We start from the raw sequence: 14,007 nt of genomic DNA, 5'->3' as shown, positions 1-14,007 counted from the left end.
TAGCCAAAATCGGTGCCATAAAGCGCTCTTGCTCTTCGGGAGTCATATCTTGACCACGGGCACGCAGATTGTCACGCCGGATAGTCAGCAGCACGTTTGCCGCCTGCATTCCCCCCATTACACTGATACGAGCGTTAGGCCACATCCAGAGCTGACGCGGTTGGTAGGCGCGCCCACACATGCCGTAATTCCCGGCGCCGAAACTCCCTCCGATAATGACGGTAAATTTTGGTACGTTTGCGCAACTCACTGCGGTCACAAGTTTCGCACCATCTTTGGCGATCCCGCCATTTTCATACTGCTTGCCAACCATGAAGCCGGTGATATTCTGCAAAAAGACCAACGGAATACTGCGGGCACAACACAACTCGATGAAATGAGCACCCTTCAGCGCACTTTCGCTGAATAGAATACCATTATTGGCCAGAATCCCAACCGGAAATCCTTCAATGTGGGCAAAACCACACACGAGCGTTGTACCATAACGCGCTTTGAACTCATGGAAACGACTGCCGTCTACAATGCGCGCAATCACCTCACGAACATCGTAGCTCTGACGAAAATCGCGGGGTAGAATACCATAAATCTCACGTGGATCGTAGCGCGGCGGTTCCGGATCACGGAGTTCCCATTGTGCACGCTGACGCGGCCCCAAATGAGCGACAATATCGCGCACAATTGCCAATGCTTCACGGTCATCGTTGGCAAAATAGTCGGCGACACCAGAGATACGAGTATGAACATCAGCCCCACCTAGCTCTTCGGCAGTGACCTCCTCTCCGGTAGCGGCCTTGACCAGCGGTGGCCCACCTAAAAAGATGGTACCGTTACCCTTCACAATCACCACTTCATCGCTCATCGCCGGTACGTAGGCACCACCAGCGGTACAACTGCCCATCACGCAGGCAATTTGGGGAATGCCCTCGGCTGACATCTGGGCCTGGTTGTAGAAAATTCGCCCAAAGTGGTCGCGGTCGGGAAAGACTTCGCTTTGCAGCGGCAGATAGGCGCCGCCGCTATCGACCAGATAAATGCACGGCAACCGATTTTCCCGCGCAATCTCCTGTGCGCGTAAATGCTTCTTGACGGTAAGCGGAAAGTACGTACCGCCCTTGACGGTCGCATCATTAGCAATGATCATCACCGGTCGACCGGCCACCTGACCGATACCACAAACAATACCAGCCGCCGGAACTTCTTCATCGTAAACCTTATACGCAGCCAGCGTACCAATCTCTAGAAACGCACTATTAGGATCAATCAGTGTATCAATGCGGTCACGCACGAAGAGCTTGCCTCGTTCTTCGTGACGCCGACGCTGCTCGGCGCCACCACCCTGGCGTATCTCAGCCAGCCGTGCACGTAAGTCGGCGGCTAACGCCTGATGATAAGCGAAATTGGCCTGAAAATCAGGACTGTTGGTTTGAATGTGCGAATGAATGATCGACATAGTATGCTCTCCGACGACTACAATATATTCTTCAGCTCTTCGGCAAGCTTGCGCGTCATCCCAGGAACGGCAGCAATTTCATCGATACTGGCCCGCTGAATACCCTCTATCGAACCGAACGCCTTGAGCAGCGCTCGCTTCCGTTTTGGCCCGATCCCTGGAATATCTTCGAGTGGTGAACGAAGCGCAGCTTTGCTACGCAATTTGCGATGATACGTGATCGCAAAGCGATGTGCTTCTTCATCAATCCGCTGGATCAGCGCCAGAGCCTTACTATCGCGGGCCAGCACGATCGGTTCGCACCCTATACGCACCAGATCAAACCGGTTACGATCAGGGCCTTTAGCAACACCAACTACTGGAATCTGGTCAAAACCGAGTTCCTGTAGCGCGGCAACAGCAGCCGCAACCTGTCCCTGTCCACCATCGACCAACAACAGATCGGGCAACTCGGCCCAGCGTTCTAGTGCCTGTTGATCGGTACTGGATGCTTCACCGGTCGAGGTTTCTTCTTCGACGGCAAGCTGCTGCTCACCTAATGCTTCGGCTGCCCGGCGGAAACGCCGACTGATTACTTCGCGCAGTGAAGCCACATCGTTTGCCCCACTCACGGTCTTGATCTTAAAACGGCGGTAATAAGCAGGACGCGGTTCGCCGTGCTCGAACACTACCATACTGGCCACTGAATGCTGTCCCTGAGTATTTGAGACATCGTAGCACTCGATCCGACGGGGTAGAGCAGGCAATTCAAGCAGATCACGCAGCTCACTCAGCGCAGCAACGGCTCGCTGTTCAGAATTGAGCCACTGCTCGCGAATTTCGCGCAACTTCTGGCGGGCATTATTCGCCGCCATTTCCACCAACTGCCGCTTCTCTCCGCGCCGTGGAACGGTAATTTCGACGCGATGACCACTCTTTTGTTGCAGCCACGAAGCGATAATCAACGGTTCTTCGATATGCTCAGCGAGCAGTAAACTAGGTGGAACGGTTGGCGCATTCTGGTAGAATTGGGTAATGAACGAAGCGAGCAATGCCTCATCGCTTTCGCCTTCTGTGCCTTGCAGCGTAAATGGCTCGGCGTTAATCAGCTTCCCGCCGCGAATGAAGAGCACCTGCACGACGGCACTCCCGTCTTCGCGGGCAAAGGCAATCACATCCTGATCGGTATCTACGGTGCGCAACACCTGCTGACGTTCCGATATCTTCTCGATTGCCTGTATCCGATCACGCAGATAGGCCGCTCGCTCGAACTCCAATTGTTCGGCGGCTTGCTCCATTTGCGCACGTAATTCGCGCACGATCTGATCACTCTTGCCTTCGAGGAAGCGACAAACAGCGTCAATCGCCTGCCGATAGGCTTCTTTTGTCACCAGACCAGGTACACACGGCCCTAGACAACGGCGCATCTGGTAGTAGAGGCATGGCTTTCCTTGCTTGCGATGGCGGTTGAATTTATCGTCTTTGCACTCGTAGGGTGGCCGGAATGCGAACAGCCGATTAAGAATATCGAGTGCCTGGTAGACTGAACCGGCACTGGCGTAGGGGCCAAAATAACGTGCGCCATCATTCAGCACCTGACGAGTCGCAAACACCCGTGGCCACTCTTCGTTGACCGTGACCTTGATGTACGGATATGTTTTATCATCTTTGAGCAGAATGTTATACGGCGGCCGGTGCTGTTTAATCAAGTTCATTTCCAGCAACAGCGCCTCTAACTCGCTCTGAGTGACAATAATTTCAAAATCGGCAATATGACTGACTAACCGTCGGGTTTTGCCATTCAGACTACGCGGCGAGCCAAAATACGAGCGCATGCGGTCGCGCAGGCGTTTACTCTTGCCCACATACAGTAAACGACCCTGTGCGTCTTTCCAGAGATAGACGCCCGGCTGATCGGGAACTAAGCGGAGCCGCTCAAGAAAAGCGGCATGATCGCGTACAGCAGTGTGACTGAGATCCATAGTGCCTAGTATAACATTCCTGTTCGCTTGTTCAGCTATTATTCATCTTAATGGTATATTGTCAACAGCGAGGGGGGAAGTAAGCACGCAGGATGGGCTGCAATCGTATAGAGTATGCCTATCCTGCGTATTCTTTGTAAATAGACGAGCCTGCCCTATTCCCTTGACTCACTGACTACTGACGGTAAAAGACATGGTATATTCACTGCAATGAAACATCACATACAGGTATCGCCTATGACAACGACACTCTCATCAGCACGCACCAAATCGAAACAGCAGCCACGCTTGCGCTATTCGCTCCGCTGGATCGGGGCTGGTCTGGCCGGGAGTATGCTGGCCGGTATTGCCAGTTTCTACGGCGGTTTACCGATTGCAATGACCCTGGCCGGAGCAGGCGTGGTCAGCGCCGGCTATGCCCTGGCTATCGAACCTCGCCGCGTACAGTTAAACATCCATGAACTACGCTTTCCCAACCTTCCTGTCGGTCTCGACGGTTTAACTATCGGCCAATTGAGTGATCTACATCTGGGGCATCGCTACAGTTTGAGCAACGCTCATCAGGCAATCGAACAATTACGCTCTGCTCAACCAGAGATCATCGTATTAACCGGTGATTTGGTGCATCGTCGATCAGCTATCTCTCATCTGCCTGAGGTCTTGAAACGCTTGCAAGCTCCACTCGGCATCTACGCCGTCCCCGGCAATCATGACTATTGGGAAGGTATGCCGTATATCACAACCATCCTGCGTGACCACAATGTCCAGTTATTGCTCAACCGACACCGCATTATCGAGCGTAACGGTGCTCGGCTGTTACTGGCCGGAGTAGATGATCACTGGGATGGTCGTCCTGATCTGAAGCTGGCGCTCGGTGGCGCCACAGAACACGATTTTCGCCTGTTGCTCGCCCATTGCCCGGATATTGCCGACGAAGCGGCAGCAGCCGGTTTCGATGTCCAACTCTCTGGTCACACGCACGGCGGGCACGTGCGCTTTCCCGGACTCGGGCCACTCTGTCTTCCCCGTCATGGCTGGTGCTACGATATGGGACATTTCCGGGTCGGCCGAATGCAGCTATTTGTGAGTCGCGGTGTTGGCGGCCTACCGCTACGTTTTGGCTGTCCACCGGAAGTCAGCCTGTTCCGGTTGCGTCGTGTCGTCGATGAAACTGGCGATGAATAAAGCGCCACATCGCCCACACCCGACGGTCGAGCCGTAAGAGCCACAAACCGACGATGAGCAGTGGGAGAGCAGGCCAGAGATCGATTAACGCGGTACCGTGGCGAAAAGCGGGTAGATTGGCGATCAACCAGATACATAACGCGCCAAGGTATCCGAAGAAGCCGGCCTTGATCCCAATCAATAGGGCCAGGGTGAGGAGCGCTAACGGCAAACCGGCCGGGTGTCTGGGAATATAACCGAACAACAACGGCACCACTAACAGGGCAACACCGAGCGAGGCCAGGGCAATCGCTAGATTGCGCCGCAGCCCGGTAGGTTGCTCGAACAGTGGTTCATCACGGTATGGCTGTGGCAACGGTGGTGTCAGATCGTTCAAGTTCCCCGGCGGTGCAAAATCGTAGTATTGAGCCTGCCAGGTCAAAACAAGCCCTTCTCGTGCTGCCTGATCGGCCAACGCTGCTAGTTCGGGTAAAGCGGCGAGAGGCGGTGGTAAGGAAGGGAGATCGGCCGGTGCGGCTGGCAAGTAGACAGCCAGATCAGGGCTAATTGCTACCCGCTGCCGAACATAGAGTGCGCAGAGTAACCCATAAACCTGCCGTGCCCGGTAGGGATCGATAAGCATCGCATCCCGCAATGTCAGCGAGCCAAGAGCACGCTGAATCCAGGCCGTCAAGAGTTCGTCTAATAAGGCACGTCCCTCTGGGTCAAGCATAGCATCGAAATCACCGGCGCGCAGGCGGGCACGTACCGCTTCAGGTGACTGGGTACGGATCAGTTCGATCACGCAGGCCCGATCATAGCTTACAATAGCCGGTTGGATCATAGGTACACCGGAAGATGATACTTGAAACAGTCAGTACGTATGTGATATTCGCGCTTTGGTAAGATATTGCGTCAACCTGACGAACATGTTGCACGATGCAGGGTACCGATTCACAGCGAGATCCAACCCGCTGTGTGTTCTGCCACGTATTCGTGCGCACATCCCACGCACTAACAGTTTATCCCATACTACACGCAGCTAGCAACCGTTCGGGACGACCCCGATACTCGTTCCAAGACAACTCACCACGGGCAATACCGCCTAGAACACGCCACAAACCGGCATTCACCGGCGCACTCAGATTATGCCCGGTTGCGGCGGCGGCTACCGCGCCGTAGAGAAACTCACCCTCAGAGCGTGAACGTCCGGCACGCAGGTCGCGAAGGAGGGAAGGGTCTTTGCCACCCCGCCCGCCCGCAACACGCTGCCGTAGGATCGGATCAAGGATCAACGGTGGCACCCAGCGGATGCCAAAAGCCAGCAGAGCTGCCGGGTAACGGGGTAAATTGACCGGCTTTATCCCGATATGTTGCATCACCATCAACGCCTCACGCACGGCTGCCCGCTCAAGGGCAATTAGGCGATGATCGGAGTAGACCCGCGTCACCGGCCAGTCAAGAATGGCAGCCGTGGCATTGCCCAGCATATTCAGGAGCGCTTTCGACCACTTCATTGCCCGGTAATCGGTGTAGCACCGCACGATAAAACCAGCCTTGCTCAGCACCGACTCAGCCAGTGTGAGATTACCGGCATTCCCTACCGGTGCCAACCCGATGCCTCCTGCTTTTGTTACCGTAATCGTTGTGGGGCCGGTAGCATCAACCGAGGTCGTAATTGCCCCGGCGATAATACGGTCGGCGCCAAGGGCTTGCGCCAGTACCTCTTCATTCCCAAGTCCATTTTGCAGGGTAAGAATAGCCGTTGGATTGAGATCGCACAGTGTAGGTATTGCGCTATGGGTGTCGTACCCCTTAACACAAAGAATTGCCAGCGCCGGTTGATGAAACACTGCTGGAAGATCGCTTACCCTACTGGCAACAATCACACTCCTAAGTGTACACGCACCGATTCCACTGACCTGCAACGGGTTCGCCCGCAATGCCGCTACTCCGTTTGGTCGTGTCAACAAAGCAACCGGTAGCGGATTACCAGCTTGAGACAGACGTGAGAGCAATAATAACCCGATGGCACCACCACCGACAATGACAATTGCCATGAAATCCTCCTCACAAAGCCGATTATTCTTAGTATAGCTGAATATGAGGTGTGTACGGCATCGTGTCGCAGCTCGTCAGAAGTGTTTAACATCTTCAATGTTCGGTCGTACCCAGCAATGCGTGTCTTGCACATACTCACAGGAATCCTCTGATCAGCACCATTTGCCTGAGCGCGCTCTGGTACTCTCTGCACCCAGAAAGGGCGGGGAGTGATAAACATTCGGCCCCTTCTGCAATCGTTCCATTCTCAAGACCAGATGGAGTGTAATTTGTGGTAGCATACTATTGCAGGATTCGATACATAACAGGAAGTGGATCACTATGACAAACCCACCACAAGTAGGCGATCTGGCTCCAGACTTTACGCTCCCGAATGAGGCAGGCGAACTGGTTTCGCTCAGTCAGTTTCGCGGCAAGCGGGTCATTCTGTACTTCTACCCAAAAGATGACACACCTGGATGCACGTCGCAGGCCTGTGGCTTCCGCGATTCGTACCCCATTATCACAGAGAAGAATGCAGTCGTTATCGGTATCAGCCCGGATTCGACCAAATCCCATGCGAAATTTAAGACCAAACACCATTTGCCTTTCATCTTGCTCGCCGATGAACAGCATAGCGTGGCCGAGGCGTATGGTGTATGGGGTGAAAAGTCGATGATGGGTAAGAAGTATATGGGAATCATCCGCTCTCACTTTGTTATCGACGAATCAGGTCGGATTGTACAGGCTGAGATAAAAGTCAGTCCTGCTGATAGTGTCAAACGTGCGCTTGCAGCGTTGGGATAGTGTTATAGCTGGCGCAGCAAAACATCTTGGGGCGAACGGGCAGTAGTAATCGTTTTCATATCGATGCCCAGGGTGGTGATTGTCTGCGCCATCGCTGGTGAGATACCGGTAATCACCGCCTCGCAGCCGATCAGGCGCAATGCCTGCACGGTTTGCAGCAAACAATGTGCAGCCATCTCGTCAAAGGTCGGAACACCAGCGACATCAATCACAACCTGCCTGACCCGACGATCACTGACGACAGCCAGCAGTCGCTTCAACAAGGTATCAGCACGTTGCTGATCGAGCTGACCGACAATCGGCGCCAGTAGAACGTGATCACCGATCTCAACGGTGGGTGTTTCGAGTGATTGAACTAAGTTACGCAGCATCTGCTCCGTTTGCTGGAGCTGAGTGGTCTGTTGTGCTAAGGCCTGAGCCTGTTCTTCAGCCTGCCGAGCGTGCAGGTGTGCCCGTGCTGCTTCAGCCGTAGCCTGATGCGCAAGCACTTGAAGACGTTTAATCAGGTAATAGGTTGGAACTAGGGTCAGTACAAGAATGGCAACATACAGGGTAATAGAACCGGCCCAATCTTCAATAGTATCCTGCACCACTAGCAATTCTGGGGCGACAAAGGGTGCACTCCCGGTTACATAGATCACTGCCGTTCCTATAGTTACAAGGAGTGACAATGCAAATCCGATAAAACCACCGTGCAAATCAAAATAGATCAGGGCAAGCGTAATCACACCAATCCAAAGCAGACGCCCACTTCCTACTATTCCAAAGGTAATCGTAAGAAATGTAGCAATACCACTCAAAACGAATAACAGGACGAAGACGCGAATAGCGAGACTCAACTGGCGCAGAATAGCTACAGCTACGATGCTAAGATACACGAGCGTGTAAACTGCGATGTAAGGGATCGCTCTCTCACCCAGCGTTCTATAATCTGACAACGATCTGGTAACCAACGCAATGCCACCAAAAATTACGATTGCTCATAACAAATCATTCAGGATTTGTACACGCCATTCCTGCATAGTTTTACTGCTTTGCTTGAGAACATTTACGGTAGATAATTGGGCGTCATTCATAGACATTCTCTGTTCGTGGTCACAAAACTTCTCTGTCGGCGTGAGAATGATGGTCTCTCGAGCATACCTTGCTTCATTGTAACACTCCTTGCAATTTTTCGACACGCAACATCTTTTTGTCATTCCGAATCCAACCGCGCTATTGCACAGGCTTCCCAATTCGCTACAGTGGCAGAAGCATCACAGTTGCGAGCGAACCCACCTACAATGCGCTCATGACCAGGTAGAGTGAAAATGGCGGAAAGCCTCACAAAGCTTGTGATGGATGTTACCAGATGTACCCCCTCCCGAAACGACCGCTCGGTTCAGGAACCCCTACGAGACACCCGTCAAGTAACTGCAACAGAAGATACTCACCTTGTTTGACAACAGGAGCTACCAGGTGCTGTTGGAGATGATAAGTAACGGCATCGACAATTGTTACCGTCTGCCCATTTGCAGCAATGAAGGGGAACGGTTGCCCCCATTCAGCCACTGCGCGCACAAACGCATACGCTCGCTGCACCGTCCAGTCGGCGGTAAGGATAAAATCCTGCGGTTGCGGCGAAGGGAAAAAGCTTCCATTGTCTGGCTGTGGACGTGGTTGCCAGGCCGGATCGGCAAGGTTTTTCAAGGCTATGGGAAGCATCTGCGCCGCCCAAGAACCTGCCAGGGCTTCGATGGTGGAAAGTCGCTCGCCAATCGGCAGATCAAACCAGTGTTGGAGCACGATTGGGCCGTGGTCAAGCAGTTCATCCATTAGGTGAAGCGTCATCGCCGTGCGTGTCCAGCCCTGCCGCAAAGCCCAAAAAAGCGGTTCTGGCCCGCGTAATTCGGGGAGTGGTGATGGATGGAGATTCAGCCAACCAAAGCGTGGAATATCGAGGAGGGCTGGCGGAATACGCCACGGCCAACATGCTACCACTGCCAGATCTAGCCGTTGCTGATGTAATCGTTCACCGATAGCCAACATCGCACTGCGGCTAACTGCATAGCGTGGGATGCCAGCCTGATCGGCGATAGTGGCAACCGTTGGCGGGGCAAGTACCATTTTCTTCGCCTGCGTCTCTGAGGGCGGCAAAGCGCCAAGAATGGGAGTGCCCGGTGGCGCCGGATGGAACAGTCCAACAATTTCAACTGATAACCTCAGCAGCCCTTGCAAGACCGTCAGCGCCATCGGGCCTGGCATTGCAAACATCACAAGGCGCATAGTCACTCACTGCTTTCAGGTATAATAGATATGGTATCGTCAATTGCACGAGTGAAAGAAAAACATATGGCACGCATGGTCAAATGTGTCAAACTTGGGCGCGAATTGCCAGGCCTCGATCAGCCGCCGTTTCCTGGGCCACTCGGTCAACGCATCTACGAACAGGTATCAGCACAGGCGTGGCGTATGTGGCCGCAGCAGGCAACACTGATTATTAATCATTACGGCCTTAGTTTAGGTGATCCGAACGCACAGCGCATCCTGATGCAGGCGATGGAAGAGTTCTTTTTTGGCGAGAATGCCCAGATGCCTGAAGGATGGACACCGCCAACATCGGCACCGGCGAAGGGTGGCCCACGGCGCAAGTGATCAGACTCGTTTGCTAAACAGTGCTGTGATCATTTAAAGTTATCCGGCAACCGGTTGTAGTTCAATTGCCGGTACAATCGTAAACCGCAGGCAAGCATGAGCAGCGCGGAGCGCTGTTTCGACAGTCTCCGGATCAGAACCACGGGCGAAGATAAAGCCGAGATAGCTGTCCCCTTCTGGAAGCGGAACCAGCGGGTAGTTCAGAGGGGCAGTTATTTCGACGGCTTCAATGCCAGGAATAGCACGTGCTTCATCCACACCATCAACCGCACGTAGTATCCCTGCCTGCGGAATAGGGATCATCATAACCCCACCTGCCCGACCTTCCCGACTAAGGGTGTCAATCGGTAAGCCAGCAGCCTGCCGCAAAATCAACTCTTCCAGCGTTGCATCGGTACCAAAGCGTAACGTGCGCGAACATAGACCGCCGATGCTCCGGTTCGCCAACTCAATCATCCACGGCCCACGTTCATTTATGCGAAGTTCGGCGTGGAGTGGGCCGCGCTCTAAACCAACTGCCCGCGCCGCCGATGCAGTAACCGCACGAATAGCGGCCTGGGTCGCTTCAGGCAACCGTGAAGGTGTGACATAGATGGTCTCTTCAAAAAAAGGCCCGTCTAGCGGATCGGGCTTGTCGAAGAGTGCCAACACTTGCAGTTTGCCGTTGTCAATCAACCCTTCCAGGGCAACTTCGAAGCCCGGTATAAAATCTTCAACCAAGAATTCATGCCCGCCTGTCCCTTCAATCCGATCCAACAGCGCATTCAGGCGGCGTACCGCTGCCACAAACTGGCGCGGATTGTCAGCCCGGATAACACCACGACTGCCATTGAGGCGTAACGGCTTGACGACACAGGGGAACGTGACTGTCTGGGCCAGCGTCGTGAGATCATCAGTGGTAGAGCAGAGTCGAAAAGCAGGCGACGGTACACCAGCGCGGGCAAAGAGTTGCCGCATGAGGTGCTTGTCGCGAGCGGCTGCGGCTGCTGCAGGACGATTAAACGCTAATCCCAGTTCGGCGCATACGATGGCGGCCAGCTCAACCCCACTATCATCAACTGGTACAATTGCAGTCAGCGGTTTAACCTCGTGCAGATCGCGAATCGCCTTCAACGCTGCTTCCCGATCACGAAAGTCGATCAATAGGCGTGTCGGCAGGGGACGGATCAACTCTGAAGGGGTATCTTCCGTAACCGTAACCTGAACATCAATCCGCCTGGCCGCGTCTAGAAAGGCCGGTAGGCGGTATGAAGATGGGGTTGTCAGCAACAGGAGATGGGGCTGCATAACCACCTCGATGAGAAAGTTCTGGTCATTGCCGTATACGCTCACCCTGCTACAAGAAGGTTGTTATCAATTGGTTACCAGATGGCTCAGCGCAGCAATACCATGGTTCACTCAAGCGTGGGATCGGTGTTGGTTCTGGTAACACGATTGGGCGCTCACCCGGGCCAATAATCTGATCGCAGAGATCAAGCAAGCGTTGGTAAAAACTGCTGCGTGACGCGCCGCACTGTTCACTCGCTTGCGCCAACGCCATCACCTGACGCTGCAATTCATCCATTGCCGGATCAGGATGTTGCCAGGGGTAAGCCAGAGCGACCGGATCGAATTGCCCGACCAACGCCTGCACGTCGGGCAATTCGAGTAACCGCGAGCCTGCCGGTATGAGCAAACGCAGGCCATACTGCACCGGAGCAACGCTTTCAATCAGACCTAGCTCTGCGATACCGATCAGCAACTCTCGGTAACGTTGTCGGGTCGTCCATGGGGTAAAAGCAACGAACGTAGCATTCAGGGCAATATCATTGGCGCGCAGCAATTCAACGGCACGAACAATATCAGCTCGTGTATGACGTTTGGCAAAACGCGCCAAGATTTCATCATCGAGCGCCTCAACTGCGCTGACCACCATAATGCAACCGGTTGCGCGCAGTTCTGGGAGCAGATGTGCGTAACGCAAGATATGCTCTATCTTGATGGTTACATCATACGTAACATCGGGAAACTCAGCGTGCATAGCCCTGACAATCGGTAACACATGGCCAGGACCATTCAGAAAATCCGGATCGCCAAAGGTGATATGGCGAGCGCCGGCTGCGACCTGAGCGCGAATGTCGGCGAGAACCGTTGATCGAGGGACGACCCGGAAACGACCATTGTAGACCGGAACAACCGGACAGTGACGGCAAAGATGCTTGCAGCCGCGGGTCGCTTCGGTATAACCTGCATAGCGCATCTCAGTAGCAGTGACCAGGGTTGCATAGCGGTTGAGGGGCGGCAGGTCACTCCGATCAGGTGGAATCAGATCAAGGCGATGCAGCGCTATTGTATCAATAGACGGTGGACGCTCACCAGCAGCGAGGCGTTGCCAGATAGCGGTCAGTACTGCTTCAACTTCACCACCAAGACAGCAATCGGCGCCGGCGGCCCGCAGCATACTCGCGTTGAGTGGTGCATATAGACCGTAGCAGACAATAAACGCTTCCGGTGCAGTGGCGCGCAGGCGTGGTAAGAGGGTCAATGCCAGACGAGTGGCGGTGTGCATCGGCACCGAAATCCCAATAAGGCCGGCATTGGCAACCATCGCTTCAGTCAATGGCGTGACACTGACATCTACACAAGTGACATTAGCTCCTGCCCGACGTAACCAGGCTGCCGGTGATGCCAGGCTCAGTGGTTGGTGACCAAGTTCGTAGGTTGAGATAAGTAAAACGTTCATAGAGATTATTGTACCGTAAGATTAGAAACCCATTATCTTGAGAAAGTCTCTCCTCACCACGGAGAGTTTAGGAGTGTGTTTGAGTATTGTCTATCTGGCAGTGATGATGAAGTGTAGGAACGCACGACCTGGAGTGCGACGGGTTTTATCCTCTCACCTCAAGACGTGGGCTAACGGCCCGCACTCTTCGGGCAATCAGGAGCATTTTTCAGACACGCCCTAACAGGACTCTATTGTTGCTGTTGCTGTTGATCCATCAATTCGGCTCGAACACTTGCTGTTGTTACCTGTGGCAATACTTCACTTTCATCAATATGGATGGCAGAGGGGAGAACTTTCACACCAACTTCAAGTTGGCTGGTAGCCTGACCACGGTAGATGCCACGAGTTGGCGGTACATCGGCATAGTCGCGACCAACTGCGACACGAATATGGCGTTCACCGGCGATTAAATTGTTGGTTGGATCAAACCCCACCCAACCCAACTCGGGTAAAAATGCCTCTACCCAGGCATGAGTCGCATCCTCCTCCGAACGGTCGTGATCCTCAGTTCGGTGGAAGAGGTAGCCACTCACGTAACGACAAGGGATGCCAATGCGCCGTACCAACGCAATCATAATGTGGGAAAAATCCTGACAAACTCCCCGACGCGCCAATAGTGCCTCGTCGATTGGTGAATCGACGCGCGTGGTTTGTGGCGCATACACAAACGAATCCGCGATTTGACTTGTCAGTTCACGTAGCAGACTCAATGGATCAGTACGACGTTCTACTCCCAATTCGCGGGCCAGATCGAGCAAGGCAGGAGTAGCCTGAATAAAATGACTGGGCATGCGAAAATCCCAGTACTCTCCCTGCTCAGCCAGAAGGTCGAGTGCACGCCACACCGTATAATCAAGTTGATCAGGAAGCTGGGGTGGGGCAGTAATCTGTACAATTGCTTCGGCGATAATCAATACCTGCCGGTGGGCTGCCGCTATGTCAAAATGGTAAACCTCGTTACCAAGCCAGTCACGATAGTGTTGAATGTGGGCGAAAGGCGCCGTAGTTAATTGGAATTCGAGAAGACGCTGGTTTCCTTCACTCCGCGGGCACATTCGAACTTCGGTCTGGCTTTCGGTTACGGGTGCGCTATAGCGGAAACGAGTCTTATGGAGGATCGAATAGAACATACGTCGATGTTTGTCAAACGCCTCATCAAAGGGCACTACTGAGGCAGTGCCTGATTG

12 protein-coding genes are annotated in these 14,007 nt (G+C 53.7%); 3 read left to right on the top strand and 9 right to left on the bottom strand.

All coding sequences use genetic code 11. The annotated features are described in order from the left end of the window. Positions 1-1,450: carboxyl transferase domain-containing protein (locus JE47_RS0116595; RefSeq protein ID WP_031460829.1), on the bottom strand; the 1,450-nt coding region annotated here is incomplete at its 3' end. Positions 1,451-1,467: 17 nt separating this feature from the next. Further along, positions 1,468-3,411 (bottom strand): excinuclease ABC subunit UvrC, encoded by a 1,944-nt coding sequence (gene uvrC, locus JE47_RS0116590; RefSeq protein ID WP_031460828.1) that lies wholly within the window; start codon positions 3,409-3,411, stop codon positions 1,468-1,470. Positions 3,412-3,648: 237 nt separating this feature from the next. On the opposite strand from uvrC, the gene JE47_RS0116585 reads away from it, so the two are divergent. After that, positions 3,649-4,596 carry a metallophosphoesterase gene (locus JE47_RS0116585; RefSeq protein ID WP_031460827.1) on the top strand — a complete coding sequence of 316 codons (948 nt, stop codon included), beginning with the start codon at positions 3,649-3,651 and terminating at the stop codon, positions 4,594-4,596. Here the strand turns inward: JE47_RS0116585 and JE47_RS0116580 are convergent. Continuing rightward, positions 4,547-5,419, bottom strand: a complete 873-nt coding sequence (locus JE47_RS0116580) for a hypothetical protein (RefSeq protein WP_031460826.1) — start codon at positions 5,417-5,419, stop codon at positions 4,547-4,549. The genes JE47_RS0116585 and JE47_RS0116580 overlap by 50 nt on opposite strands. Before the next feature lie 178 nt (positions 5,420-5,597). After that, the gene (locus tag JE47_RS0116575; RefSeq protein ID WP_031460825.1) at positions 5,598-6,635 is read right to left on the bottom strand and encodes a ketopantoate reductase family protein; all 1,038 of its coding nucleotides are present in this window, start codon (positions 6,633-6,635) and stop codon (positions 5,598-5,600) included. A 322-nt stretch (positions 6,636-6,957) separates the two neighbouring features. On the opposite strand from JE47_RS0116575, the gene bcp reads away from it, so the two are divergent. Further along, positions 6,958-7,422 carry a thioredoxin-dependent thiol peroxidase gene (bcp, locus tag JE47_RS0116570; protein WP_031460824.1) on the top strand — a complete coding sequence of 155 codons (465 nt, stop codon included), beginning with the start codon at positions 6,958-6,960 and terminating at the stop codon, positions 7,420-7,422. Between the two features lie 2 nt (positions 7,423-7,424). Here bcp and JE47_RS21075 read toward each other — a convergent pair whose 3' ends face one another. Further along, positions 7,425-8,381, bottom strand: coding sequence for an STAS domain-containing protein (locus tag JE47_RS21075; RefSeq protein WP_330216976.1), 957 nt, complete (start codon positions 8,379-8,381; stop codon positions 7,425-7,427). 385 nt (positions 8,382-8,766) lie between these two features. After that, complete coding sequence (locus tag JE47_RS0116560; protein WP_051871188.1) at positions 8,767-9,687, bottom strand: methionyl-tRNA formyltransferase; 921 nt, start codon at positions 9,685-9,687, stop codon at positions 8,767-8,769. Between the two features lie 66 nt (positions 9,688-9,753). Between JE47_RS0116560 and JE47_RS0116555 the strand changes: the two genes are divergently transcribed. Beyond that, complete coding sequence (locus JE47_RS0116555; RefSeq protein ID WP_031460821.1) at positions 9,754-10,056, top strand: oxidative damage protection protein; 303 nt, start codon at positions 9,754-9,756, stop codon at positions 10,054-10,056. Between the two features lie 39 nt (positions 10,057-10,095). Here the strand turns inward: JE47_RS0116555 and JE47_RS0116550 are convergent, their stop codons facing one another. The 3 genes from JE47_RS0116550 to JE47_RS0116540 all read right to left on the bottom strand — a co-directional run bounded on the left by JE47_RS0116550 (position 10,096) and on the right by JE47_RS0116540 (position 13,950). Continuing rightward, positions 10,096-11,343 carry an ATP-grasp domain-containing protein gene (locus JE47_RS0116550; protein ID WP_031460820.1) on the bottom strand — a complete coding sequence of 416 codons (1,248 nt, stop codon included), beginning with the start codon at positions 11,341-11,343 and terminating at the stop codon, positions 10,096-10,098. A 49-nt stretch (positions 11,344-11,392) separates the two neighbouring features. After that, positions 11,393-12,778 carry a CUAEP/CCAEP-tail radical SAM (seleno)protein gene (locus JE47_RS0116545; protein WP_031460819.1) on the bottom strand — a complete coding sequence of 462 codons (1,386 nt, stop codon included), beginning with the start codon at positions 12,776-12,778 and terminating at the stop codon, positions 11,393-11,395. Positions 12,779-13,008: 230 nt separating this feature from the next. Next, entirely contained in the window at positions 13,009-13,950 is a 942-nt protein-coding gene (locus JE47_RS0116540; RefSeq protein ID WP_031460818.1) for a transglutaminase-like domain-containing protein, read from the bottom strand. Positions 13,951-14,007: the final 57 nt, after the last annotated feature.

It is taken from the genome of Chloroflexus sp. MS-G, from assembly GCF_000735195.1.
Classification (GTDB): domain Bacteria; phylum Chloroflexota; class Chloroflexia; order Chloroflexales; family Chloroflexaceae; genus Chloroflexus.
The sequence above is the reverse complement of the archived record's forward strand: the minus strand, read 5'-3'. Positions and strand labels throughout refer to the sequence as shown.